Genomic DNA, 25,924 nt, shown 5'->3' on the forward strand with positions numbered 1-25,924 from the left:
TTCACAACACGTAGAACCAGATCGCCACAAAGTGCAGCAAACTCCCGGCAATCACGAACAGATGCCAGATCCCATGGGCATGCCGCAGCCGATCCCCGAGTGCAAAGAAAATGATGCCCACGGAGTACAGCACCCCACCCATGGCCAACCAGGTAAACCCCGCGCGCCCCAACGCCGCCAGCAACGGCTTGACCGCCACCAGCACGATCCAGCCCATCACCGCATAAATCACGATCGACAGCACCCGCGCTTCCGAGCGCGGTTTGATCTCCTGCAGGATGCCGATCAGCGCCAGCCCCCAGACAATCCCGAACAGCGTCCAACCCCACGGCCCGCGCAGCGTGACCAGGCAGAACGGCGTGTAGCTGCCGGCGATCAGCAGATAGATCGAGAAGTGATCGACCTTCTGCATGATCGCCTTCTTGCGCCCGCGCACGCTGTGGTACACGGTCGACGCGCTGTAGAGCACCAGCAAGGTAAAGGCGTAGATCGCCATGCTGACGATCTTCCACACACTGCCATCCAGGCTGGCGACCACGATCAGCCACACCCCCCCGACAAACGCCGCAATCGCCCCGACCAGATGCGTCCAGGCGTTGAGTTTTTCCCCGTGATACATCGTTTACCTACCTCGTATTTCGCTACAGCCAGCCTCAAGCATAAAACCCCAACATGTCCGTCCATCGCATCCCCTGCAGGAGCTGCCGAAGGCTGCGGTCTTTTGATTTTGCCTTTGAAAGATCGCAGCCTCGTTTCACTCGACAGCTCCTACACGCTCGTACACAGCTCCTGCACAGCCCCGGCACGTCGGCATGAACAAGCCAAGGCGCAGGACAACGGAATTGGGCACAATCGACAGATTCCAAAAAGAGTCCACCCCATGTTGATCGACGAAGAGTTGACCCTGAAAAAACTCGAGGTGTTCCTGGCCTTCATGCGTACCGGCAATCTGGCCCGGGCCGCGGCCGAGTTGCAGACCAGTAACGTCAGCGTGCACCGGGCGATTCATTCTCTGGAAAGCGCCCTGCGCTGCCCGCTGTTCAAGCATGAGGGGCGCAACCTGACGCCTCTGGAGAGCGCCTATGTGCTGGAAGAGCGCGCGCAGAAGCTGATTCAGGACGTGGTCGAAAGCGTGCGTCTGACCCGCGAGGCCGCGGGGTTTTCCGCCGAGCGTTTCAAGCTCGGCTCACTCTATTCACTGACCGTGAAGACCGTGCCGCAATTGATCATGGGCCTGAAGATCCGCCGCAGCGAGCTCAACATCGACCTGATCCTGGGCTCCAACTTCGACCTGCTCTACAAGCTCAAGAACATGGAAGTCGACGCGATTCTGGTGTCCCTGGACGACAGCATCAACGACCCGGACCTGGAGCACCTGCCGCTGTTTTCCGACGACATCTTCCTGGCCACCCCGGCCGACTCGAAGTTCGCCCATCGTGCTGAAGTGGACCTGGCCGAGGTGCGCGACGAAACCTTCATCACCCTGACCCAGGGCTTCGCCACCCATCAGGACGGCAATCGGGTGTTCAACCAGGCGGGGTTCGAGCCGAAGGTGGCGATGCAGGTCAACGACATCTTCACCCTGCTGAGCATGGTCAGTTCGGGCGTGGGTTATGCGTTGCTGCCGGGGAGGATTGCGGCGGTGTATGAGAACCGGGTGAAGCTGATTCCATTGCAGGAACAGTACCGGTTGCAGCAGCACATCGGGGTGGTGTTCCTGAAGGCCAAGGAGCGTGATCCGAATCTGCTGGCGTTGTTGGCGGAGTGTCGGATGTATGCCAATCGGCAGGGTTGAGACGGAGTCGCCCCATTCGCGAGCAAGCCCGCTCCCACATGGGATCGCATTCCAATGTGTGAGCGGGCTTGCTCGCGAAGGCGTCGGAACATTCAATGAATGATTTAAGGCTTAACCAACAATCCCACGAACAATGAAGTACAGCACCGAAGGCCCCAACAGGCAGCCCAGCCCGGTATGGAAAGTCGCCGTCAACGCCCCATAAGGCACCAACCGCCGATCCGTCGCCGCCAGCCCCGCCGTCACCCCGCTCACGGTCCCGGCCAGGCCGCCGAAGACCATCGCCGAGCGTGGATTGTCCAGGCCCATCCAGCGGGCCGCTACCGGTGTGCCGACCATCACCAGAATCGCCTTGATCAGGCCGGTGGCAATCGACAGCGCCATCACATCAGAAGTCGCACCAATCGCCGCGCCCGTCACCGGGCCGACGATGTAGGTCACCGCCCCCGCACCAATGGTGGTCATGCTGATCGCATCGCGATAACCGAACGCCCAGGCCATGCAGGCCCCGACAATGAACGGCAGCACCGTGCCCAGCAGCAGCGCGATGACGCCGATCAGCCCGGCCTTTTTCGCTTCGGTGGCCTGCACTTCGAACGCCGTGGCGACAATGGCGAAGTCCCGCAGCATGGCGCCGCCCATCAGGCCGATGCCGGAGAACAGCGTCAAATCCGCCAGGCCTTTTTGCCCGCCGGTCAGGGTGCCGCCGACCCAGGCCAGGATCAGGCCGATGACGATGGCAATCGCCGAGCCGTGGATGCGCCCGAAGGTCAGGCGCTTCGACAGGATGACCGACACCCACATGATCACGCCGACGAAGGCGAATGCCGTGACCAGACCGTTGTGTTCCAGACCTTTCTCGATGAGATCCCACATATCAGCGACCTCCTGCTGGCGTGCCGGCCACCGATAACTCGGTCGGCTCGTCAGGCAACGGATCGCCCTTGTGGGTCCGGCTGATCAGGGCAATGGTGCAACCGCAGACCACCACCGAACCGATCGCCGCCAGCACCGCCACCGGGCCGCCGTGCAGGGCCGTGACCACGTTCTGCTGCGCCGCCATCGCCACCACCACCGGAATGTACATGGCGCCCCAGAAGCCGACGCCCATCTCGCAGTCCTTGGTCATGCCGCCGCGGTTGTGCATCCACAAGCGCGCGCAGATCAGCAGGATCATCGCGATCCCGACCCCGCCGACGTTGGATTTGACGCCCAGCAACACGCCGAGCATGTCACCGATGATCACTCCTGCCAGCGTACAAATCGCCAACAGCGCCACACCGTAAATAATCATTGTCGTTGTCCTCAAAGTGCATCGTCGAATGTTGTTTTTGTTGTTCGAAGGCCTGAGTCGGTGATCTAGAAGTGGCGGCTTCCCTCCTCACGCAACAGCGCCTGCAGGGTATCGAGCCGCGCACCGTCGAAAGCCATCACGGTGCCTTGCTCGAACACCCGGCGCGCCAGCCCGGTCAGCACCGCACCGGGCGGCAGTTCGATGTGCAGGCGTACGCCGCGCTCGTAGGCGCTTTGTACCGTGCCGCGCCAATCCACCACGCGGCACATGTTGAAAGCCAGGTCGTCGCGCAAGGCCTCGGGGTTGATGATCGGCCGTGCGCGGCTGCCACTCAGGTAGCCGATTTTCGGGGTTTGCAGCTTAACGCCGGCGAAGGCTTCGGCCAGGGTTTTAGCAGGCTTATCCAGCAGCGGACAGTGGGACGGCACACTCACCGCCAACCGCTTGGCCATGCCGGCACCACGGCTTCTTGCGAGTTCGGCCACCCGCTTCATTGCGCCGTCGCTGCCGGCGATCACCACCTGGTTGTCGGCGTTGATGTTCGCCAGGTAAACCGGTGAAGCATCGCTGTGAACCTGCGCCAGCAAACCTTCTACCGTCGCCAGTTCGAGGCCAGTGATCGCGGTCATGCCATAGCCCTGTGGATAAGCCTTCTGCATCAGCTCACCGCGCAGGCTGACCAGATGCAGTGCATCGCTGAACCCCAGGGCACCGGCCACCACCGCCGCCGGATAGGCACCGATGGACAGGCCGGCGACATAATCTGCCGACATCGCCAGTTGCCGCGCCGCCGCCACACCGGCGATCAGCAGGCAGAGCTGCACCGCGCGGGTCGATTGCAACGCTTGGGCAGAATCCAGCCGCGAGACGTCCTCACCGAGTACATCGCTGGCCTCGATCAGGGTTTCGCGAGGCACACGCTCAAGCATGCCCGGCTGCTGCGCGCCCTGGCCCGGGAACACCAGCAAGCTGCTCACGCTGCCTGCTCCTGCGGGTTCCAAGGATCGAGTACCAGGCAAGCCTGGCTGGCGTTTTTCAGCAGTACTCGACTCGAAGCACCGGCCCACTCGCGCAAGGCCACGGCGCCGAACGGTGTCTGCAACTGCATGTCCACTACGCACTGCGCCGCATCGAGTTGAGCCACCAGCGCACGTGCATGAACACGAGACAAAGGCTGCGCAGTACGCAGGATCAAATCCAGATCGCTGCCTTCATGCAAGGCTTCAAAACCGCTGGCCAATTCAAACCCGGCACTGCCACTGACACCCCATGTCCAACCGCAACGGTCGAGCAGTGGACGCAGTTGTTTCAGCGCCCGCAGCGCCGGCAAATCCCGAGGGCTATCGACATGGCACAGCGCTTCGGGCTGCACCCGGCGCGTCATCGAATCGATCGCCATCGACGCCGCATACCGCTGCTCGCGCAACCGCCCACGCACGCCGACCGCCACCTGCCCCGCCACCGAAACCGCACGCCGTACCACCACCGGCTGGCCGGCGCTGAGCGAGTCGATCACCCAGGCAGGCGCGTCCGCCGGCAGCTGCTCCGGGGACATACCCCAGAGCAGGTCGTGGGCCATGAGCGTGCTCACCACTGCGCTCTCAACAGTTGGCGGACGTGGCTGGAGGCCGCGCGGTTGCTGGCACCCAGACGGCTGCTCAGGTCCCGGCTACCGGCGGCATCGCTGATCGCCTGGGACAGGCACTCCGTCACGCGGCTCACATCGGTGGCGGTTGGGGTTTCGATCTGTTCCACCGACAGGGTTTCCCAGAGCAGCCCGAGGCTGGCGTAGCTGTCGATGTCGTAGGCCATCGGCGGCACGCTGGCAGCCAGGGTTTCCAGTTCCTCGACACTGCGCAGGGTCACCCGCGCGGCCGAGGCCTTGCCCATGGCATGCACCATCACTCCCGGATCACGCAGGGCGATCAGTCGGTTGGCCTGATAACCGTGGGCCAGAAACGCCCCGGACATTGCCTTGCCCACCAGCAGACCGATCACCGCATGCCCGGCCAGTCGGGCGCGGGCGTAACTGTCTGCGGCGGCCGCCAATGCCTGATGGATGCCGAGCGCTTCTTCGCGCCGGCCATAGGCCTGGCTCGGTACATCGACGATGGCGATCAGTGCGCGTTTGTGCGCCTTGCCCTGATCGGCCGTGATCACTTCATCCACCGCCTTGGCCAGGCCCCAGCCTTCCAGCAGGCCGACCTCGCCATTGCGAGCGCGGGCGAAGCGGTTGTCGGGGTCGGCCACCACGGCGATAAAGCGCACGGCCTGATCGCCCAGAAATCCATCGGCCACTTTCAACGAAGCCGGCAAGCCGTCGACCGCCTTGGCTTCGGCAGCCAGCGCGTTGAACCAGTGCAGGCCCCGGAGGGAATACGAACTCATGAGCGCGCTCCTTGATACAGGTCGCGAACCGTGGCCGGTTCGATTTGCGGTTCGGCGTTCAGTTGCGCCAGTCGCTGCAGGTACAGATCGGCCTGGGTGCTGCGTTGCCGCGCCGGCAAACCTAGCTTGAACAACTCGCCGACCTGTCGGCGAATCTGCGCCACATCATCCTCGGCGTAACGGTCCACCAGCCCGGTGGCGAAGCGTTGCTCGCCGCCGGTCAGGCTCCAGATGAAAGGCCGGTCGCGGGAGTCGTATTCCTCAAGACCGGCTTCCTGCTCGATCACCTGCGGACCGTTCAGGCCCAGACGCGCTTCCTGGGTCACCACCAGGTAGCTGCACAATCCGGCGGCGATCGACATGCCGCCGAAGCAACCGACGCTGCCGGCGATCACACCCACCACCGGCTGGTACTGGCGCAGATCGACAATCGCCGCGTGGATATCGGCAATCGCCGCCAGGCCAAGGTTGGCTTCCTGCAAGCGCACGCCACCGGTTTCCAGCAGCAGGACGGCGCGGGTCGGGATGCCCTTGCGGTTATCTTCGGCGGCCAGTTCCAGCGCGCCGGCAATCTTCGCGCCGCCGACTTCACCAAGGCTGCCGCCCTGGAAAGCGCCTTCGATGGCGGCGATCACTACTGGCGAACCGTCGAGGCTGCCCTTGGCGATCACCACGCCGTCATCGGCCTGCGGCACCACGCCCTGACGCGCCAGCCACGGCGACATGACGCGCTGGAACGGGTCGATCAGTTCTCGAAAAGTGCCGGTGTCGAGCAGGGCCTTGGCCCGCTGCCGCGCACCGAGTTCGATGAAGCTGTGCTTGTTGAGCAACGCGGTGCTGTCAGCCATGAGCGATCTCCTCGAAGCCCTGTTCCAGGCGCAGGCGCACCACACCGGGGGTGGCGCCGAAATCGTGGATGTCGATGTCCATCGCCGACGGCGTCTGGCCGTCGAACATCCGCGCGAACAGATGCTGCCAGCGCTGTTCGCTGCCGTTGACCGAGGTCTGCACGGTGATGGTCAGCTTGCCGGGTTGGCCCGGCTGGATCAGCACTTCCAGATCGCCGGAGCCGACACAACCGACCAGCGTGCGTCCGCGTGGCGGCTGCCCGGCGGGGAATTCAAAGGATAAGGTTTCCATCAGAAAGCTCCCTGGATGAGGCTGTCGCCCGCGTCGATACGGTCGATGAACAGGCAGGCTGCGAGCAGGTCGGCAGCGCCACCGGGCGAGGCATTCAAAGCGATTAATTGTTGGTCCAGTTCATGTAGCCGACGACGGCCGGCGAGGCTGGCACTGCCGCCTGCGTCGAGCACCGCCTGGGCGCCGCGCTGCATGGTGTGCAGGCCCTCTTCGCCGGCGCGGTAGAGCACGCAGGTGTCGGCCAGCCGGGTCATGATCGCCAGCAGCGCATCGAGCCGGGCGTTCTGTTCGCCATGGCCGGCGGCGCGGCTGCGTTGCAGTTGCGGCAAGGCACGTTCGATCACCGCGGGGAAGCCGAGTTGTGCTTCTTCACGGGCACCGCGTGCGCCGTAGCGCTGGGCGACTTGCGCGCCGTGGCTGAGCGGGCGTGGGGCGTGGCGATCATCGAGCAGGGCCAGGCGGGCGGCACGCAATGCGATGGAACCGGCAGCGTTGGATTTTGGCTCCAGGGCCACGGCGGCGACCAACAGGCCCAAGGCCCAGATCGCGCCACGGTGAGTATTCACACCGTCGGTGGTGGCGAGCATCGCCTGTTCGCCTTCGCGCCCGACCAGGCCGATGGCTTCGCGCAGCGGCAGACCGATTTCGCCGATCTCGATGGCGGCCTCGGCCATTTCCTTGAACGCCGGCCACAGGGCCAGTGCCGAAGCGTGCATCAGCCCCAGGTGCAGATCGGTATGGGCGCCACTGCCACGACGGTCGACCAAGGCCGGTTTCGGCGACAGGTCCGCTTCGTCGATCAGCGCGTCCACCGCCAGGTCAGCCAGGTATTCGGCCAGGCTGACGGGTTTGGGTTGCAGGTTGAATGCGTGCATTTACCAGCTCCTGAACTTGGCGGGCGGGTTGTAGAGACCACCGGACCACTCCACCAGATCGGCCACGCTTTTCGCCGCGAGCAGCTCGCGGGTGGCGTCGGTGCGGCGGATGCCGAGGTCTTCGGGCAAGGCGATCAGGCCTTCGCGGCGCATGCGCGCAGTGTCTTTCGGGTTGTGCCGCAGGCCGATGGCGGTCACCCCGGCCACGGCGGCGATCATCGCCTGGCGCTCTTCCAGCGAGCGGGCCTTGTACAGGTAGGCGATGCCTTCCTCGGTGAGCAGGTGGGTGACGTCGTCGCCGTAGACCATGATCGGCGCCAGCGGCATGCCGCTCTTCTTCGCCACGTCGATGGCATCGAGGGTCTCGACGAAGGTCGGTTTGCCGCCTTCCTGGAAGGTCTCGACCATTTGCACTACGAGCTTCTTGCCGCGTTCGAGCATCGGTTCGGCCGAGTCGGTGTGGCGCATGTCGAGCCAGGCCGGCGTGCCGTGACGGCGACCGCGTGGGTCGTGGCCCATGTTCGGCGCGCCACCGAAACCGGCCAGGCGGCCACGGGTCACGGTGGAGGAATGACCGTCGCCATCGACTTGCAGGGTGGCGCCGATGAACAGGTCCACGGCGTATTGCCCGGCCAGCTGGCTGAACATCCGGTTGGAGCGCAGGGAGCCATCGCGTCCGGTGAAGAACACGTCGGGACGGGCGGCGATGTAGTTTTCCATCCCCAGCTCGGTGCCGAAGCAATGCACGCTTTCGACCCAACCGCTTTCGATGGCAGGGATCAGGGTCGGGTGCGGATTGAGGGTCCAGTTGCGGCAGATCTTGCCCTTCAGGCCCAGAGATTCGCCGTAGGTCGGCAGGATCAGTTCGATGGCGGCGGTATTGAAACCGATGCCGTGGTTCAGGGACTGGACGTTGTGTTTTTCGTAGATCCCGCGGATCGCCATCATCGCCATCAGCACGTGCACCGGCTTGATATGGCGGGGGTCGCGGGTGAACAGCGGTTCGATGTAGAACGGCTTGTCGGCCACCACCACGAAATCGACCCAGGACGCGGGAATGTCGACCCGCGGCAGGTCGGTGACGTCGTCCACCAGCTGGTTGACCTGGACGATGACGATGCCGTCGCTGAAGGCGGCCGGTTCGATCAGGGCCGGGGTGTCTTCGGTGCTGGGGCCGGTGTAGATGTTGCCGGCGCGGTCGGCCATGAAACCGGCCGAGAGCACGACGTTGGGGATCAGGTCCACCACCAGCCGGGCGTAGAGTTCGATGTAGGTATGGATCGCGCCGATTTCCAGCAGCCCGTCTTCGAGCAACTGGCTGATGCGCAGGCTCTGGGTGCCGGCGAAGGAGAAGTCGAGCTTTCGGGCGATACCGCGCTCGAACAGATCCAGATGCTCGGCCCGCCCGACGCTGGGCATGATCATGTGCAGGTCATGGAGCTTGGCCGGATCGGCCTTGACCAGCGAGCGGGAGAGGAAATCCGCCTGCTTCTGGTTGTTGCCCTCCAGCACCACACGATCGCCCGGCAGGATCAGCGCCTCGAGCGCCGCCACAATGTTCTCGGTGGGCAGCACCACACCATCAGCCAGGCCCTTGACCTGCTCGAGCCGCCGCTGCTTCTCACTGCGCCGCCGCGTCCATCGCGAGTCGGGGGATATTGTTGTTGTCATGACCACTCCACGGGTTCGCTGTCGTGGGAGTCACCTTAGGAGTGTTGGGTGGGGGCATCAATCAAGCAGCGAGGCGGATCGTTACGGTCAGAGTAATGGTTGGCCGGGCAGACGCCTTCGCGGGCAAGCCTCGCTCCTACAGGAGGTTCGGTTGCCTGCAAATTTCGCATCCACCCACAATCACTGTGGGGGGCTTGCTCGCGAAGGGGCCGGTGGGGTCAGCGCAGAAGCCAGATCAGGCCCCCAACCCCGCCCCCACCAACAATTCTTCCATCCCCAACAAATCCGGCACCCGGGCCACTTGATCCGCCACTTGCACCGCCGCCTTTTCCAGCCGGCACAGCGGCACATCCACATAGCTCAACTGACTGTCGAGCTTGTACGACCGCGGAATCCCCTGGACCAGCATGGCGATGAATTTCAGCTCCGGCCGCCCGCCCAGTGCATTGAGGATGACGATGCGTGCACGGTCGCCGATGACGATCTTGTTGCCGCAGGCCGATTCGAAGCTCAGCAGGGGGATCTGTCGGTTGCGCCAGGTGACCCGGCCCAGGTACCAGGGCGGGGTGTCGAGGTCGAAGGCGGCAGGCTGGTAGTCGATCAGTTCGGCCACCGCGACGTTGGGCAGGATCAGGTTACGGTCGGCGAGCGGCAGCAGCAGGCCGGTGAGGTTGATGCTGCGCTGGTTGAGGCGCCGCTCATGCATGGGTTTTGCTCCACAGGGCAATGCTTTCGAGCAGGACCGATTCCTGGTACGGCTTGCCGAGGTAGTCGTTGACGCCGATGGCCATGGCCCGGTCGCGGTGTTTCTGGCCGGTGCGGGAGGTGATCATGATGATCGGCAGGTGTTGCAGGCGCTCATCGTTGCGCACCTGCGTCGCCACTTCGAAGCCGTCCATGCGCGGCATTTCGATGTCCAGCAGCATGATGTCCGGCATGTGCTCTTCGAGCAGCAGCATCGCGTCGACCCCGTCCTTGGCCGTCAGCACGTTCATGCCATGGCGTTCCAGCAGACGGCTGGTGACCTTGCGCACGGTGACCGAGTCGTCGACCACCATCACCAGCAACGGCTTTTGCGGTTCGAATTCGCTGTCCTGCACCGGCGGGCGCTGCGGCACGTGGGCCTGCATGGCGCGGATCGGCGCCAGCAGATCGAGAATCAGCACCACCCGGCCATCCCCCAGGATGGTCGCCCCGGAAACCCCCTGCACCGCCGCGAACTGCGGGCCGAGGCTCTTGACCACGATCTCCCGCGTGCCGGCCATGGCGTCGACCTGCACCGCGACATGACGATCGTTGCACTGCACCAGCAGCACCGGCAACGGCAGGCTCTGGGCCGGTAGTTTCGGCCGCGGATGGGTTTTCAGAAGATCGCCCAGATAGCACAGCTCGTAGCGCTGCCCGGCGTATTCATAGGCCGGCGGATCGAGGCGGAAATGCCCTTCCAGTTCGTTCGGCAACACGCGGACAATGCCGTCGATGGTGTTCAGCGGAATCGCATACTGATCCTCGCCGCATTGCACCATCAGCGCCCGGTTCACCGACACGGTGAACGGCAGGCGTATGCGGAAATGCACGCCCTGCCCCGGCACCGAGTCGATGCTCATGCTGCCACCCAGTTGCCGCACCTCTTCATGCACCACGTCCATGCCGACGCCGCGCCCGGAGATCTGGGTGATTTTCTCGGCGGTGGAAAAGCCCGGCTGCATGATGAACTGCAACACGTCACGGTCGCTGATTTCACTGTGCTCTTCGATCAGCCCACGCTTGATCGCCTTGCGCCGCACGGCGTCCATGGGCACACCGGCACCGTCGTCGCGGATGTCGAAAATCATGTCGCCGCCTTCGCGCAGCAGATCGAGGGTGATCCGCCCCTGCGCCGGCTTGCCCGCCGCGGCGCGCACTTCGGCGGACTCAAGGCCATGGTCGACGGCATTGCGCAGCATGTGCTCCAGCGGCGCGGCCATGCGTTCGAGGACGTTGCGGTCCATCTCGCCTTCGGCGTTGCCGACGATGAACTCCACATCCTTGCCCAGCTCGCCCGCCACCTGACGCACGATGCGTTTCAGGCGCGGCAGCATGCGTTCGAACGGCACCATGCGCGTGCGCATCAGGCCTTCCTGCAATTCGGTGTTGATGCGGCCCTGCTGTTGCAGCAGGTTCTCCGCGTCCTGATTACGCCGATCGAGGGTTTCCTTGAGGTCGAGCAGGTCGGAGGCGGACTCGAACAAGGCTCGCGACAGTTGCTGCAACTGCGAGTGACGGTCCATCTCCAGCGGGTCGAATTCTTCGTAGCCCAGGCGCTCGGCTTCCTGCTGCCGGCTGAGTATCCGGCCCTGGGTTTCGATGTCGAGGCGACGCAACTGATCACGCATCCGCTCGATGGTGGTTTCCATCTCGTTCAACGCCACCTGCGCATCGTTGACCTGCTGTTCGATGCGGCCGCGAAAGATCGATGTCTCGCCCGCCAGGTTGACCAGATCGTCGAGCAGCTCCGCCGAGACCTTGACCATGTCCGCGTTGGGGTCCGCCGGTTGCAACGGTGTTTCGGCCTTGACCGCGACTGGCTGCGCGACCGGTGTCGGCGTTTCAGGGATCGCGGCTTGAGGCACCGGTAACTCGGGAACCGAGGGATGGCTGAAATTGCGGATAGCATCGAGCAAGCGGTCGGCCGGCGGCAACGGCTCCCCGGCTCGGGCCGCGTCAAGCATCTGCGCCAGCCGGTCATGACTGCGCTGCAGCAGCTCGAACAACGCACCGGTAGGTTTCAGCAGGCCCGTGGACAAGCCTTCGTAGAGAAACTCCAGCTCATGGGCCAGATCGCCGATCGGCGTGATTTCCACCATGCGCGCACCGCCCTTGAGGGTGTGCAGGTCGCGCAGCAGGGTTTCCACTTCCTGGCGGTTCGAAGGTTCGGCCTGCCAGCGCGACAGCGCCGCGCCGGAGCTTTCGATGATGTCGAAACCTTCTTCGAGGAAGATCTCCAGCAAATCGCTGTCGTGATGGGGCGAGTCGTCGGCCTCCGGCTCGATCACTTCGACAGCACTGCCATGGCCCTGACGGAACGCGTGAATCGCCTCGATCAGCTCGGCGGGATCGTCCAGCGACTGGTGGCTCTGCAACTGCTCGAGCTGCTGCGCCAAGTGGTCATGACTGTTCTGCAGCAGCAGCGCCAGCCCTTCGCTGTAGCTGTAGCGGCGGTCCACCAGACCTTCATAGAGACCTTCCAGCTCATGGGCCAGATCGCCCACCGGCTCGACCTCGGCCATCCGCGCGCCGCCCTTGAGGGTGTGTAAATCCCGTTGCAGTGACGACAGCGGCGCCGGGTTCTGCGGATCGGCCAACCAGCGCTGCAACGCCTGGCTGGCGCTGTCGAGGATATCCACGGCTTCTTCGAGGAAGATCGAGACGATCTCGTCGTCCAGCACCACATCGGTCGCGGTCTGCGCCAGATCAGCGGTGACATCGCCCAGTTCGCGAATGCTCAGGGTGCGGCTGCCGTCACTGCGAATCAGGCCCATGGCCGACGGGTCGAGGCTCTCGTTGAGCAAGCCCTGCAAGGCCCGAACCCGATCCGGACGCGGGCTGACTTCCTGGCCCGCCGCCAGTTCGTCGAGCATGTCGATCAGCGCTTCGTGGGCACTTTGCGCTTCGCGGAAAAACACCTCGCTGACCGCCAGGCTGCTCTCTTCCACGGCACCGTAGAGGTCGAGCAAGGCTTCGCACAGTTCATCCACCGGGTGCAGATCGGCCAGGTGCGCGCCTTCGCCCAGGGTGGTCAATTCGTCCAGCAGCGCACTGAGTTCCTGGCGCTCGCCGGGGTGCTGCTGCCAGCGCTGCAACAGGCTTTCGGCGTCCAGCAGGATGTCCATGCCCTGGGCCAGGAAGTTGTTGATCAACTGCGGATCACGCTTGATCCGCAGGCTGCTGCTGGGCGCGTCCACCAGGCTTTGCAGCCGTTCGGCGAGCAAAGCCTTGGCGCGCTCGATCAGCTCGTGGGCGTGGGGAATTTCCGCCAGCGGATCCTTCTTGAGTTGGCGCAAGCCGAGGAGGAACAAGCCTTCGGCTTCCAGCAGCACTTCGACTTCGTCCAGATCCAGAGCGATCTGGTGCGCCTTGTACTCGCGCACCAGTTGATCCAGCGGCACCGCCAGTTCGACGATCGGCAAGACCCCGGCCATCGAGGCGCTGCCCTTGAGGGTATGCAGGGCGCGCAGCAGCGCATCGCTGGCCGGCAGCGGTACATGCTCGGCGGCCTCGTCGAGGAAGCGATTGAGGCTGCTCAAATGGGTTTCGGCTTCCTTGCGAAAGATCTCCAGCAGCAGCGGATCGAGGGCCGAGACGTCCTGCGTGTCCTCGTCGGACAGCGGCTCTTCACCCTTGGCCAGGGCATGGGCACGGGCGGCCATCTGATCGACATCGCTGCGCTGGCGCTGGGCATGGGCGGCGTATTCGGCCACCAGTTCCGGCAGTACACGCAGCACATCGCCGATCAGTTGCTGCACCGTGGCGCCCGGTTCGACGCTGCCTTCGAGCACCCGGTTTAACAGGTTTTCCACCGCCCAGGCCAGCTCACCGATCACCAGCGCGCGAACCATCCGGCCACTGCCCTTGAGGGTGTGGAAGGCGCGGCGCAGTTCGCTCAGGGCCGAGCGGTTGTCGGGATTGATCGACCAGCGCGGCAGGTACTCGCGAAGGATTTCCAGCACCTCGTCGGTCTCTTCGAGGAACACTTCGCGCAATTCATCGTCCACCGGCTCCTCGCCGGCGGGCGGCGGCAACAGGCTGCCGGGAGTGGTCTGGGCCGGGGGATTGAGGGCCGATACGGGGCTGGCCAATACATCGGCCAGGGACCGGGCCACTTCCGAGGCGTCCAGTTCCTGCTGGTGCTGCAGGGTCTGCGCCTCGCTGGGGCTGAGCACATCCTCGAGCACCGGAACCTGTTGCTCGCTGGGCTCTTCATTAGGAAAGAAGCCGAGGGTCGCAAGACTTTGTTCAGCGATGTCGAGCAGCTGTTCCCCAGGCGCTTGCGGGTCATCGTTGAGGCGCTCGAGGTAGTACTCGAGGCTGGCAATGACGTCCGCCAGGCTGTCCAGTTCCTGCCAGTCCGGCTGGCCCCGTTCAAGCAACAGATGCTCGCGGATGAAGTGATTGCAGGTTTCCACCAGGCTGGCCGCGCGGCTTAGCGCAATCATCGCCAGCGCGCCACGCACCTGGGTCAGCAAGGCCGGCAGCGGCTGCAAATGCTGACGGTCCCAGTCAGCGTCGATGTAGTCGACGATCATGTCCTTGGCCTGTTGCAGGCAGATGCGTGCTTCCTTGATCACGATCTGATGGATCTGCGTCAGGTCCGTGGTCGGCAGGGCGTCCTCTTCCTGGCTCTCGGGCTCCACGGTGCCGACCATGCCGGCCAGGGTCGCCTCGACGTAGAGCAAGGCCCCGGCGACGTCCATGAGAGTGGCGTCATCAGGGGCGCGCTGGCCCTGGACCAGGCTCAGCACCACCGCCAGCTGGTCGATGATGACCTTGCGCGGCTGGCCGAAACCCAGCACCGCCAGGGTGTCGGCGATCTGCCGCAAGGGCGCGAGCAGGCTGTCGAGGTCCGAGGTGTGCTGGCGGTCGCTGCGCACGAACAGGTCCAGGCGCTCCTTGACCCGCACCAGTTCCTCGCACAGGGCCGCGAGCACCGAACGCATGGCATCGCGGTCGGGACCGGCCAGGCGTGCGCGCTCTTCATCGACCATCGCGCTGTCGGGCAGCGCGTCATCCAGTCCATAGCGTTCTTTCATGGTCAGCATCTGCCCGGTGGGGTGTTCGGCCTTGGCTATGTAGAACAGCAAACTCTTGAGCAGCTCCGGCGGCGCGGGCTGATTGATGGCGGCCATGCCGTGTTCGAGCAGGCGCTTGAGTTCCTTGTCGGCGTCCTTGAACAGGCTGCGCAGCGCCGGGCTGTTGGCGATCACCCCGTCGCGCATGCCTTCGACCAGCGCCGAGGCGACCTGCCACAGCGGGCCCAGCGGCGCGTCTCCGCAAAGACTTTCGAGGCGGGAAAAGACTTTGGTCAGATAACCAAGGTTGGTGTCGCCGTCTTCCTCGCGCAACAGACCGGCCAGGGCCATTTGCAGCATCTGCCGCCACTTGCGCAGCACATTGGACAGATCGGCCGGCTCCAGCAGCGCCAGGGCTTCGTCGTTCAATGGCGGCAAGTCCGGCAGCTGCGGGCTGAACAGGCTGGTTTCCGACAACAGGGCTTCGCCCCGGGCGCTGCGCAGGTCGTTGATCAGTGGCAGCAACATCAGCGGCAGGTCACGGCGCGCGGCCTGCACCCGGTCGAGGTAGATCGGCAGTTGGCCAAGGGCTTGCAGCATCAGGTGCAGCGCTTCGTCACGATGGCTGACGCGATCGTTCTGCAGGGCGACGATCAGGTGCTCCATTTCTTCGGCGAGCAGGGCCGCGCCGTAGAACTCGACCATCTGCAAACTGCCGTGAACCTGATGGATGCACGCCAGGCAATCGCTCAGGGCATGCGTCGCCTGCGGGTCATCAAGCAAGGTTTCGATCGCGTGATGAGCCTGCTTCAGCGTTTCGGCAATCTCGCCCTTGACCCATTCGAGGGCCACATAGTCGTGCCGATCACCCATAACCACTCCACATCCCACTTCATTCAAGGTTCAAGCGCCCATGGGCGGTTCAAGCGTTGTCCGCCACCGCTTCCTTGGTGGCCGGCAAGGTGAAACCGGACACCGAGCGGCGCAGCTGGCTGGCCATTTTCGCCAGGTTGCCGATGCTCTCGGCGGTGGCGGTGGAACCGGACGACGTCTGCGTGGTGATCTGCTGGATCACGTTCATGGTCAGGGAAATCTGGCCGGCAGACGACGTCTGTTGTTGTGCGGCGTTGGAAATACTCTGGATCAGCGCCGCGAGGGTTTTGGAAACGCCTTCGATTTCTTCCAGGGCCACACCGGCATCCTGCGCCAGACGCGCGCCGCGCACCACTTCGGTGGTGGTCTGCTCCATGGAAATCACCGCCTCGTTGGTGTCGGTCTGGATCGCCCGCACCAGGGTTTCGATCTGCCGGGTCGCCGCCGATGAACGCTCCGCCAGCCGCTGTACTTCGTCGGCCACCACCGCGAAACCGCGCCCGGCATCGCCGGCCATGGACGCCTGGATCGCCGCGTTGAGGGCCAGGATGTTGGTCTGATCGGCAATGTCATCGATCAGGCTGACAATGTCGCCGATTTCCTGGGACGACTCGCCCAGGCGCTTGATGCGCTTGGCGGTGTCCTGGATCTGTTCGCGAATGTTGTCCATGCCGTGGATGGTGTTGTGCACCACCTCGTTGCCCTTGTTGGCGATTTCCACCGAGCGCTCCGCCACCGCCGAGGATTCGGCGGCGTTGGCCGAGACCTGATCGATGGATTCGGCCATGTCGTTGATCGCGGTGGAGGCTTCGGAAATCTGCTGCGCCTGATGCTCGGAGGCCTGCGCCAAGTGCATGGCGGTGGCCTGGGTTTCCTGCACGGCGGCGGCGACCTGTCCGGCGGTGAGGTTGATGGTCGCCACCAGATCGCGCAGCTGGTCCACGGAATAGTTGATCGAATCGGCGATGGTTCCGGTGAAGTCTTCGGTCACCGAAGCGGTCACGGTCAGGTCGCCGTCGGCCAGGTCCTCGATCTCATCGAGCAGACGCATGATCGCGTTCTGGTTGCGCTCGTTCTTCTCGGCGGTTTCCTGCAACTGGCGATTGGTCTCGCGGACCATGACCATGCCGATCAGGATGATCGACGCCAGTGCCGCCAGGCCCAGCACGTAGCCACCGATGGTGTCGGTGTCGCGCCCGCCGGCGAGGTTTTCGAAACCGCTGGCCAGGTGCGAGGCTTCGTCGAGCAGGGTTTGCGACAGGCTGAAGATGTTGGTGGCCGACTCGCGGACCTTGAACAGTTCGGGGGAGGTTTCGAGGATTTCATCCACGGAGCCGGAGACGAATTCGAACAGCTCGGAAATTTCCATCAGGCGCGCCCGCGCATCGCGGTCTTCGACCTGGCTGACTCGCAACGCCACATTGCCGTTCAGCATGCCGTTGAGCACCTGGCCGAAACGCGCGGCATCGCGACCGAAGGCATCGGCGGCCTGCTGCGAGTTCTCATCGCCGGACAGTACCGTGTTCACGGCGCCAAGGATGCGCTCGGCCAGCAGCGACTGACGCTGGGCCATGGCCACCTGGGCCGCGGGAGCGCCTCGCTGCAGGAGGATTTCCACGACCTTTTCGTATTCGACCTGCAACTGCGGCACGGTTTCGGCCAGGGTTGCGGCGACCTGATGCAGCGAGAGCACGGTCTGCTCGCTGGTGAGGATGGCGTCGGTGTTTTTCAGCAGGCGTTCCCAGTCCAGTTGCACCGCGCGCATTTCCGGGCGTACGGCTGGCGGTGCCGGCGGCAGGCCGGTGGCGGGGTCGCCTTTTTTCAGATAGCTCCAGCGCTGGGCAAAATCATTGCGCGCATCGCTGAGCAACTTGAACGCCGCGGCCTTGCCGGCGGCGGCTTCGGTGGCGTTCTTGGCAATGCGCTGGGACAGCACGCGCAACTCGCCGGCGTGGCCGATGTACTGCTTGTCGTACGTGGCCTGGGTGTTGAGGTAGGCGAAGTTGGCGAACAGCAACATGATGAAGATGATCAACGCAATGAACAGCGCGATGATCTGCGAACGACTGCGCGACCCTTCCATTGGCTTGCCTGTTTTAGCTTTTATCATCGGTCTTCGCCTGACTGCTGATTTTTCTGACGCGATTACTCACCCGAAACGACGAACCCTTGTAGCAGCTGGCGAAGCCTGCGTCCGGCCGCGCAGCGGTCGTAAATCTTGATATCGCGGTACATCTGGAAAACTGCATAGCCTGATTCTGCGAGGGCTTCGCCCTCGGACGCAGCCTTCGGCAGCTGCTACAGGAGGCCCTGCATATTCGTTATACCGCGATGTTCATGAACCCTTGTGACTGCGCCAGCGCAAAAGGGCTGAACACCTGCCAGCTCTGCTCGCGCTCGAAACGGCCCTGAATGAACGGCGCCATCGGGCCGTCCAGCGTATCCACCGGCTCCAGGCTGTCCTGGGCAAAATGCTGAAGGCCGAAGACTTCATCGACCATCAGCCCGGCGAACACTTCCTGATGCTCCACCACCAACACCCGCCGCTGCCGGCGTGCCGTGGACAGCTCATGCCCCAGGAAACCACCCAGGTCCATGATCGGCAGCAGACGCCCGCGCAGATTGGCCACGCCCTTGACCCAGGACCTGACCCCCGGCACCTGGGTAAAACGCGGTTCGTGCAGCACTTCGCTGACTTCGCTCATGGGCGCGACGTAGCAGTGATCGCCCAGGCGAAAACCGATGCCGCTCCAGTGTTCCTGACCGGTGGCCTGCGACGGCAATTCGGCCGCCAGCAGGCGACAGCGCTGGTCGATCTGCAGCAGCAACTCGAAAGCCGTCAGCGACTCGGTCATGACCGCGCGATCAACCGTTCAGTACGTTGTTCAGGGTTTTGAGCAGGGTTTCTTCGTCCACCGGTTTGGTCAGGTAGTCCTTCGCGCCCTGGCGAGTACCCCACACCTTGTCGGTTTCCTGATCCTTGGTGGTGATGATGATCACCGGGATGTGCCCGGTTTCCGGGTCCTTGGTCAGCTGGCGGGTGGCCTGGAAGCCGTTCAGGCCAGGCATGACGATGTCCATCAGCACGGCATCGGGTTTTTCCAGGCGGGCCAGGGCCACGCCGTCCGCGCCGTTTTCGGCTTTCAGGACTTCATGACCGTGCTTTTCCAGCATGCCGGTCAGTTTGTACATTTCAGTCGGCGAGTCATCGACGATCAGAATACGTGCCATGGTCTTCCCCATTCTTGTCGACGCAGGGCCCGTTGGCCGAGCGTCACTGTAGGTGTCTTACTGCGGCAAAACGGCGGCGAAGCCCGGAACATGGGCCTGGATCGCGTTGAGCAGTTCTTCCTTGCTGAAAGGCTTGGTCAAAAACTGATCGGAACCGACGATGCGCCCCTTGGCCTTGTCGAACAGCCCGTCCTTGGACGACAGCATAATCACTGGCGTGGACTTGAAGGCACTGTTGTTCTTGATCAGGGCGCAGGTCTGATAGCCATCCAGGCGCGGCATCATGATGTCGACGAAGATGATGCCGGGATGGTTATCGGCAATCTTGGCCAGCGCATCGAAACCGTCGATGGCCGTGATGACCTCACAACCCACGTTCTTGAGCAGCGTTTCGGCGGTGCGGCGAATCGTCTTCGAATCGTCGATCACCATAACCTTCAAGGCGCTGGGGTGCCGTTCCATAAATGCTCTGCCGTCGCCTTTGCGAATCTATTTGTCCATTTCCGGTAACCGGAAGGCTCGAAGCCCTTGATACGCAAGGGCCAGTACCACGTGGCAGCCTTTTTAGCACAGTCTCCCATGCCAATCTATCGGCCGACCGGTGCGGTGGTTTTTCCTTGACCGGGAACACACTCGGCGCCACTCTGACGCCAATTTTCACGCCGATCTTCTGTAGGAGCGAGCTTGCTCGCGATGGTCGCTAACGATGACGCGGGCAGGCTGTATGAACGCGGCGCCCTGAAGTCCATCGCGAGCAAGCTCGCTCCTACAGGTCATCACATGCCCCCCAAATTTTGAGGAAAGACCCATGAGCGTTCGCGTTGGGATTGTCATGGACCCTATCGCCAGCATCTCCTATAAAAAGGATAGCTCGCTGGCCATGCTGCTGGCCGCGCAGAAACGCGGCTGGGAACTGTTCTATATGGAACAGCGCGACCTCTACCAGGGCGAAGGCCAGGCCCGGGCGCGCATGCGTCCTCTGAAGGTGTTCGCCAACCCGGAAAAATGGTTTGAACTGGACGCCGAGCAAGACAAGCTCCTCAGCGACCTGGACGTGATCCTGATGCGCAAGGATCCGCCGTTCGACATGGAGTTCGTGTACTCCACCTACCTGCTCGAACAGGCCGAAAGCGCCGGCGTGCTGGTGGTCAACAAGCCGCAGAGCCTGCGCGACTGCAACGAAAAACTGTTCGCCACGCTGTTCCCGCAGTGCACCCCGCCGACCATCGTCAGCCGTCGCCCGGACGTGCTGCGCGAATTCGCCGATCACCACGGTGACGTGATCCTCAAGCCGCTGGACGGCATGGGCGGTTCTTCGATCTTCCGTCACACCGCCGGCCACCCTAACCTGTCGGTGATCCTGGAAACCCTGACCCTGCACGGTCAGCAACAGATCATGATCCAGGGTTACCTGCCGGCCATCGTCGATGGCGACAAGCGCATCCTGATGATCGACGGCGAGCCTGTGGATTACTGCCTGGCGCGCATCCCGGCCGCAGGCGAAACCCGTGGCAACCTCGCCGCCGGCGGCCGTGGCGAAGCCCGTCCGCTGACCGACAAGGATCGCTGGATCGCCGCCCAGGTCGGCCCGAGCCTGCGCGAAAAAGGCCTGCTGTTCGTGGGCCTGGACGTGATCGGCGAGCACCTGACCGAAATCAACGTCACCAGCCCGACCTGCATCCGCGAAATCGACAACGCCTTCGGCACCGACATCGGCGGCATGTTGATGGAGGTCATTGAGAAGAAGCTGCAAGCTGCAAGCCGCAAGCCGCAAGCTTGAAGCTCAACGCCTACAGCTTGTCGCTTGAAGCTTGAAGCTTGAAGCTTGTAGCTTGTAGCTCAACGCCTACATCTTGTCGCTTGAAGCTCGTAGCTTGAAGCTAAAAACCAACATTGCGTTATCATGCCGAGCCTCTAAAAACGCGATGTTGGTTTTTTGCCATGACCCTCCCATCCGATCTGCCCGCCGAATTTGCCCATAAGGGCGTGCGCGCGGCTGATCGTCTCGGTTTTACCCTGTTTCTGGCGGCGCTGGTGCACCTGGCGCTGCTGTTGGGCGTCGGCTTCACGATGGTCGAGCCCAAGCAGATCAGCAAAACCCTGGAAATCACCCTCGCCACCTTCAAAAGCGAAAAGAAGCCGGAGAAAGCCGACTTCCTCGCCCAGGAGAACCAGCAGGGCAGCGGCACCCTGGATAAGAAGGCCATCCCCAAAACCACCGAGGTCGCGCCTTTCCAGGACAACAAGGTGCAGAAGGTCACTCCTCCGCCCGCTGCCAAGCCCGAGGTCCAGGAGACCGCGCCCAAGGCGGCGGTGACCACCGTTGCACCGAAGCCGAAAAAAGCCGCCACCAAGACCGAAGAACCCAAGCCGGTCACCAAACCTGCGGTGGCCGCGCCGACGTTCGACAGCGAACAACTGTCCAGCGACATCGCCAGCCTGGAAGCGGAACTGGCCAACGAACAACAGCTGTACGCCAAGCGTCCGCGCATCCACCGCCTGAGCGCCGCCTCGACCATGCGCGACAAGGGCGCCTGGTACAAGGACGAATGGCGCAAGAAAGTCGAACGTATCGGCAACCTCAACTATCCCGACGAAGCCCGGCGCAAGCAGATCTACGGCAACCTGCGCCTGATGGTCTCCATCAACCGCGATGGCTCTCTGTACGAAGTGCTGGTGCTGGAGTCCTCCGGGCAACCGCTGCTGGACCAGGCCGCCCAGCGCATCGTACGGCTGGCGGCACCTTTTGCGCCGTTCACCGGCGACTTGTCGGACATCGACCGCCTGGAAATCATCCGGACCTGGAAATTCGCCCGGGGCGACCGCCTTTCCAGCAACTGATCCCGCACATCGCCCCACACGCTCCCACATTTGATCCGCGTCGCCAGCCAAATTGCGCCATCCCCAGCTTGTCAGTTCGCCCCTCGAACGCCACACTAGCGGTCATGAAAAACGTCAGCCCCAGCTACCTCAAGCATCACTTCCTGATCGCCATGCCTCACATGGTCGACCCGAACTTTGCCCACACCTTGACCTACATCGTCGAGCACACGGCCAATGGCGCCATGGGGCTGGTGGTCAACCGTCCGCAGGACCTGAACCTGGCCGACATCCTCGAGCAACTGCGCCCCGATATCGAACCGCCAGCCATCTGTCAGCACGTGCCGATCTTCGTCGGCGGGCCCGTACAGACCGATCGCGGTTTTGTCCTGCATCCGTCGGGACAGTCCTATCAGGCGACCGTTGATCTGGAAGGCGACCTGTCGCTGTCGACCTCCCAAGACGTGCTGTTCGCCATCGCCGATGGCGTGGGCCCGGCGAAAAGCGTGATCGCCCTCGGTTACGCCGGCTGGGAAGCGGGCCAGCTGGAATCGGAACTGGCCCAGAACGCCTGGCTGACCTGCCCGTTCGACGCCAACATCCTGTTCAACACCAGCAGCGAACTGCGTCTGGAAGCGGCGGCCAAACACCTTGGCATCAACTTGAGCCTGCTCACCAGCCAGGCGGGGCACGCCTGATGGCCCTGCGGTTGATCCTGGGTTTCGATTACGGCACCAAACAGATCGGCGTAGCGGTCGGCCAGGTGATCACCGGCCAGGCCCGCGAGCTGTGCACCTTGAAGGCGCAGAACGGCATTCCCGACTGGGATCAGGTCGAAGCCCTCATCAAAGAGTGGAAACCCGACGCCGTGGTGGTCGGCCTGCCGCTGAACATGGACGGCACGCCCAGCGAGATGTGCGCCCGCGCGGAAAAATTCGCCCGCCGTCTCAACGGCCGCTTCAACCTGCCCTTCTATACCCACGATGAACGCCTGACCACCTTCGAGGCCAAAGGCGAGCGCCTGGCCCGTGGCGGACAGAAAGGCAGCTACCGCGACAACCCGGTCGACGCCATCGCCGCCGCCCTGCTGCTGCAAGGCTGGCTCGACGAAAACGGCGCGCTGTTCGAAACCTGATGCACTTAAACCCGAAGAGCCGCCTAGCGGCTCTTTTAGTGATACCCCGAGCCACTTCCAGCAGCACCGGCCTGGGGCCCAAGAAGGAGCAACCATGAGCCTGCCCAATCCCGCCGAACTGATCAGCCAGATGGCGATCAGCCTCAAGGCACACCTGGAACACCGTGGCATCAGCGAACCGCGTTACATCGGTATCCGCACCGGCGGCGTCTGGGTCGCCCAGGCCCTGCTCAAGGAGCTGGGCAGCGATGAGCCCCTCGGCACGCTCGACGTTTCCTTCTACCGCGACGACTTCAGCCAGAATGGCCTGCACCCGCAAGTGCGCCCCTCGGCCCTGCCGTTCGAGATCGAAGGCCAGCATCTGGTGCTGATCGATGACGTGTTGATGAGCGGCCGGACCATCCGCGCCGCCATGAACGAACTCTTCGACTACGGCCGCCCGGCCAGCGTGACCCTGGTCTGCCTGCTCGACCTGGACGCCGGCGAGCTGCCGATCCGCCCGAACGTGCTGGGTGCGACCCTGTCCCTGGCCGCCCACGAGCGGGTGAAACTGTCTGGACCTGAGCTTGAGCTCGAAATCCAGGACCTTGCCCTTTAAACCGCCCTATTGAGAGTCCCCCTCGCGATGACGCCTCCAGAAACCAAGCGCCCGCTGCAGCTCAATGACCAGGGCCAGCTGCGCCACTTCCTCTCGCTCGACGGTTTGCGCCGCGAGCTGTTGACGGAAATCCTCGACACCGCCGACTCCTTCCTCGAAGTCGGCGCCCGGGCGGTCAAGAAAGTCCCGCTGCTGCGCGGCAAGACCGTGTGCAACGTGTTCTTCGAGAACTCGACCCGCACCCGCACCACCTTCGAACTGGCGGCCCAGCGCCTGTCGGCGGACGTGATCACCCTGAACGTGTCGACATCGTCGGCGAGCAAGGGGGAAACCCTGCTCGATACGCTGCGCAACCTGGAAGCCATGGCCGCCGACATGTTCGTCGTGCGCCACGGTGATTCCGGTGCTGCGCACTTCATCGCCGAGCACGTCTGCCCGCAGGTGGCAATCATCAACGGCGGCGACGGCCGTCACGCGCACCCGACCCAGGGCATGCTCGACATGCTGACCATCCGCCGGCACAAGGGCAGTTTCGAAAATCTGTCGGTGGCCATCGTCGGCGACATCCTGCACTCGCGGGTGGCGCGCTCGAACATGCTGGCCCTGAAAACCCTCGGCTGCCCGGACATTCGCGTGATCGCGCCGAAAACCCTGCTGCCGATCGGCGTCGAGCAATACGGCGTGAAGGTCTACACCGACATGACCGAAGGCCTGAAAGACGTCGACGTGGTGATCATGCTGCGCCTGCAGCGTGAGCGCATGACCGGCGGCCTGCTGCCGAGCGAAGGCGAGTTCTACCGCCTGTTCGGCCTGACCACCGCGCGCCTGGCCGGCGCCAAGCCCGATTGCATCGTGATGCACCCGGGACCGATCAACCGGGGCGTGGAGATCGAGTCGGCGGTGGCCGACGGCCCGCACTCGGTGATCCTCAACCAGGTGACCTACGGCATCGCGATTCGCATGGCCGTGCTGTCCATGGCCATGAGCGGGCAGACCGCGCAGCGTCAATTCGAGCAGGAGAACGTGCAGTGAAGCTCAGCATTCTTGGCGCCCGCGTCATCGATCCGGCCAGCGGCCTGGATCAAGTCACCGATATCCACATCGAAGCCTGCAAGATCGTCGCCTTGGGCGCCGCGCCAGCCGGCTTCGTCGCGGTCGACACCATCGACGCCAAAGGCCTGGTGGCCGCCCCTGGCCTGGTCGACCTCAATGTCGCCCTGCGCGAGCCAGGCTACAGCCGCAAGGGCTCGATCGTCAGCGAAACCCGCGCCGCCGCGGCCGGTGGCGTGACCAGCCTGTGCTGCCCGCCAAAGACCAAACCGGTGCTGGACACCTCGGCCGTGGCCGAGCTGATCCTCGACCGCGCCCGCGAAGCCGGCAACACCAAAGTGTTCCCAATCGGCGCCTTGAGCAAAGGCCTGGACGGCGAACAGCTGGCCGAACTGGTCGCCCTGCGCGATGCCGGTTGTGTGGCCTTCGGCAACGGCCTGGAGAGTTTCCGCAACACCCGCACCCTGTGCCGGGCGCTGGAATACGCGGCGACCTTCGACCTGACGGTGATTTTCAATTCCCAGGATCATGATCTGGCCGATGGCGGCCTGGCCCACGAAGGCCCGACCGCGAGCTTCCTCGGCCTGCCGGGCATTCCGGAAACCGCCGAGACCGTGGCCCTGGCCCGGGATCTGCTGCTGGTGGAACAGACTGGCGTGCGTGCGCACTTCAGCCAGCTCACCAGCGCTCGCGGCGTCGCCCTGATCGCCCAGGCCCAGGCTCGCGGCCTGAAGGTCACCGCCGATGTGGCGCTGTACCAGTTGATCCTGACCGATGAAGCGCTGATCGACTTCAGCAGCCTCTATCACGTCCAGCCGCCGCTGCGCACCCGCGCCGACCGCGACGGCCTGCGCGAGGCGGTCAAATCCGGGGTGGTCACGGCCATCTCCAGCCATCACCAACCCCACGAGCGGGACGCCAAGCTGGCGCCGTTCGGTGCCACCGAACCGGGCATCAGCAGCGTCGAATTGCTGCTGCCGCTGGCGATGACGCTGGTGGAAGATGGCTTGCTGGACCTGCCGACGCTGCTGGCACGCCTGAGCGCCGGCCCAGCCCAAGCATTGCGCCTGCCGGTGGGCAACCTGGCAGTGGGTGGTGCGGCGGATATCGTACTGTTCGACCCGGCGGCCTCGACCGTGGCCGGTGAGACCTGGCTGTCCAAGGGCGAGAACTGCCCGTTCATTGGTCACAGCCTGCCGGGCGTGGTGCGCTACACGCTGGTGGATGGGCGCGTCAGTCACCAGGCTTAAAACCTTGGGGTGAGGGGTTACCCCCTCACCCCAATC

The 25,924-nt window shown here is 63.8% G+C and carries 24 protein-coding genes; 8 read left to right on the plus strand and 16 right to left on the minus strand.

The features are described from left to right. Position 1: 1 nt before the first annotated feature. On the minus strand, positions 2–619 hold the full coding sequence (locus HNO86_RS09015) for a hemolysin III family protein (RefSeq protein ID WP_175376655.1): 618 nt from the start codon (positions 617–619) through the stop codon (positions 2–4). 261 nt (positions 620–880) lie between these two features. Between HNO86_RS09015 and HNO86_RS09020 the strand changes: the two genes are divergently transcribed. Beyond that, on the plus strand, positions 881–1,795 hold the full coding sequence (locus tag HNO86_RS09020) for a LysR substrate-binding domain-containing protein (RefSeq protein ID WP_175376656.1): 915 nt from the start codon (positions 881–883) through the stop codon (positions 1,793–1,795). 111 nt (positions 1,796–1,906) lie between these two features. Here the strand turns inward: HNO86_RS09020 and madM are convergent, their stop codons facing one another. The 15 genes from madM to pilG all read right to left on the minus strand — a co-directional run bounded on the left by madM (position 1,907) and on the right by pilG (position 19,497). Next, positions 1,907–2,671 carry a malonate transporter subunit MadM gene (gene madM, locus HNO86_RS09025; RefSeq protein ID WP_175376657.1) on the minus strand — a complete coding sequence of 255 codons (765 nt, stop codon included), beginning with the start codon at positions 2,669–2,671 and terminating at the stop codon, positions 1,907–1,909. Position 2,672: 1 nt separating this feature from the next. After that, positions 2,673–3,089: a malonate transporter subunit MadL gene (gene madL / locus HNO86_RS09030; RefSeq protein WP_175376658.1), complete on the minus strand. Its 417-nt coding sequence runs from the start codon at positions 3,087–3,089 to the stop codon at positions 2,673–2,675. A gap of 65 nt (positions 3,090–3,154) precedes the next feature. Continuing rightward, the gene (mdcH, locus tag HNO86_RS09035) at positions 3,155–4,066 is read right to left on the minus strand and encodes a malonate decarboxylase subunit epsilon (RefSeq protein WP_175376659.1); all 912 of its coding nucleotides are present in this window, start codon (positions 4,064–4,066) and stop codon (positions 3,155–3,157) included. Next, the gene (locus HNO86_RS09040; protein WP_175376660.1) at positions 4,063–4,683 is read right to left on the minus strand and encodes a malonate decarboxylase holo-ACP synthase; all 621 of its coding nucleotides are present in this window, start codon (positions 4,681–4,683) and stop codon (positions 4,063–4,065) included. The genes mdcH and HNO86_RS09040 overlap by 4 nt, the downstream gene beginning before the upstream one ends. Continuing rightward, positions 4,677–5,477 carry a biotin-independent malonate decarboxylase subunit gamma gene (mdcE, locus tag HNO86_RS09045; RefSeq protein WP_175376661.1) on the minus strand — a complete coding sequence of 267 codons (801 nt, stop codon included), beginning with the start codon at positions 5,475–5,477 and terminating at the stop codon, positions 4,677–4,679. Before mdcE ends, HNO86_RS09040 begins: the two co-directional genes overlap by 7 nt. After that, positions 5,474–6,325, minus strand: coding sequence for a biotin-independent malonate decarboxylase subunit beta (locus tag HNO86_RS09050; protein ID WP_175376662.1), 852 nt, complete (start codon positions 6,323–6,325; stop codon positions 5,474–5,476). The genes mdcE and HNO86_RS09050 overlap by 4 nt, the downstream gene beginning before the upstream one ends. After that, positions 6,318–6,617: a malonate decarboxylase subunit delta gene (locus tag HNO86_RS09055; protein WP_175376663.1), complete on the minus strand. Its 300-nt coding sequence runs from the start codon at positions 6,615–6,617 to the stop codon at positions 6,318–6,320. The genes HNO86_RS09050 and HNO86_RS09055 overlap by 8 nt, the downstream gene beginning before the upstream one ends. After that, positions 6,617–7,492, minus strand: coding sequence for a triphosphoribosyl-dephospho-CoA synthase (locus HNO86_RS09060; protein ID WP_175376664.1), 876 nt, complete (start codon positions 7,490–7,492; stop codon positions 6,617–6,619). The genes HNO86_RS09055 and HNO86_RS09060 overlap by 1 nt, the downstream gene beginning before the upstream one ends. Further along, positions 7,493–9,163, minus strand: a complete 1,671-nt coding sequence (gene mdcA, locus HNO86_RS09065) for a malonate decarboxylase subunit alpha (RefSeq protein ID WP_175376665.1) — start codon at positions 9,161–9,163, stop codon at positions 7,493–7,495. A gap of 235 nt (positions 9,164–9,398) precedes the next feature. Continuing rightward, the gene (locus HNO86_RS09070) at positions 9,399–9,869 is read right to left on the minus strand and encodes a chemotaxis protein CheW (RefSeq protein ID WP_175376666.1); all 471 of its coding nucleotides are present in this window, start codon (positions 9,867–9,869) and stop codon (positions 9,399–9,401) included. After that, the gene (locus HNO86_RS09075; protein WP_175376667.1) at positions 9,862–15,804 is read right to left on the minus strand and encodes an Hpt domain-containing protein; all 5,943 of its coding nucleotides are present in this window, start codon (positions 15,802–15,804) and stop codon (positions 9,862–9,864) included. The genes HNO86_RS09070 and HNO86_RS09075 overlap by 8 nt, the downstream gene beginning before the upstream one ends. A 49-nt stretch (positions 15,805–15,853) precedes the next feature. After that, entirely contained in the window at positions 15,854–17,914 is a 2,061-nt protein-coding gene (locus HNO86_RS09080) for a methyl-accepting chemotaxis protein (RefSeq protein WP_175376668.1), read from the minus strand. A 211-nt stretch (positions 17,915–18,125) separates the two neighbouring features. Beyond that, positions 18,126–18,659 carry a chemotaxis protein CheW gene (locus HNO86_RS09085; RefSeq protein WP_175376669.1) on the minus strand — a complete coding sequence of 178 codons (534 nt, stop codon included), beginning with the start codon at positions 18,657–18,659 and terminating at the stop codon, positions 18,126–18,128. A gap of 10 nt (positions 18,660–18,669) precedes the next feature. Beyond that, positions 18,670–19,035, minus strand: a complete 366-nt coding sequence (gene pilH / locus HNO86_RS09090; protein WP_096514418.1) for a twitching motility response regulator PilH — start codon at positions 19,033–19,035, stop codon at positions 18,670–18,672. A gap of 57 nt (positions 19,036–19,092) precedes the next feature. Next, positions 19,093–19,497, minus strand: a complete 405-nt coding sequence (gene pilG, locus HNO86_RS09095) for a twitching motility response regulator PilG (RefSeq protein ID WP_175376670.1) — start codon at positions 19,495–19,497, stop codon at positions 19,093–19,095. A 346-nt stretch (positions 19,498–19,843) separates the two neighbouring features. Between pilG and gshB the strand changes: the two genes are divergently transcribed. The 7 genes from gshB (at position 19,844) to HNO86_RS09130 (ending at position 25,888) form a co-directional block, all read left to right on the plus strand. Beyond that, positions 19,844–20,815 (plus strand): glutathione synthase, encoded by a 972-nt coding sequence (gene gshB / locus HNO86_RS09100; RefSeq protein ID WP_175376671.1) that lies wholly within the window; start codon positions 19,844–19,846, stop codon positions 20,813–20,815. Between the two features lie 161 nt (positions 20,816–20,976). Then, positions 20,977–21,876 (plus strand): energy transducer TonB, encoded by a 900-nt coding sequence (locus tag HNO86_RS09105; RefSeq protein ID WP_175376672.1) that lies wholly within the window; start codon positions 20,977–20,979, stop codon positions 21,874–21,876. Between the two features lie 104 nt (positions 21,877–21,980). Then, positions 21,981–22,553 carry a YqgE/AlgH family protein gene (locus tag HNO86_RS09110; RefSeq protein WP_175376673.1) on the plus strand — a complete coding sequence of 191 codons (573 nt, stop codon included), beginning with the start codon at positions 21,981–21,983 and terminating at the stop codon, positions 22,551–22,553. Further along, complete coding sequence (gene ruvX, locus HNO86_RS09115; protein ID WP_175376674.1) at positions 22,553–22,990, plus strand: Holliday junction resolvase RuvX; 438 nt, start codon at positions 22,553–22,555, stop codon at positions 22,988–22,990. Before HNO86_RS09110 ends, ruvX begins: the two co-directional genes overlap by 1 nt. A 94-nt stretch (positions 22,991–23,084) precedes the next feature. Beyond that, a complete protein-coding gene (gene pyrR, locus HNO86_RS09120) occupies positions 23,085–23,588 on the plus strand; it encodes a bifunctional pyr operon transcriptional regulator/uracil phosphoribosyltransferase PyrR (protein ID WP_175376675.1) in 504 nt (167 codons plus the stop codon). A gap of 27 nt (positions 23,589–23,615) precedes the next feature. Further along, positions 23,616–24,620: an aspartate carbamoyltransferase catalytic subunit gene (locus HNO86_RS09125; protein ID WP_175376676.1), complete on the plus strand. Its 1,005-nt coding sequence runs from the start codon at positions 23,616–23,618 to the stop codon at positions 24,618–24,620. Beyond that, on the plus strand, positions 24,617–25,888 hold the full coding sequence (locus tag HNO86_RS09130) for a dihydroorotase (protein WP_175376677.1): 1,272 nt from the start codon (positions 24,617–24,619) through the stop codon (positions 25,886–25,888). Before HNO86_RS09125 ends, HNO86_RS09130 begins: the two co-directional genes overlap by 4 nt. Positions 25,889–25,924 lie beyond the last annotated feature (36 nt).

This window comes from Pseudomonas sp. C1C7 (assembly GCF_013359595.1).
Classification (GTDB): Bacteria; Pseudomonadota; Gammaproteobacteria; order Pseudomonadales; family Pseudomonadaceae; genus Aquipseudomonas.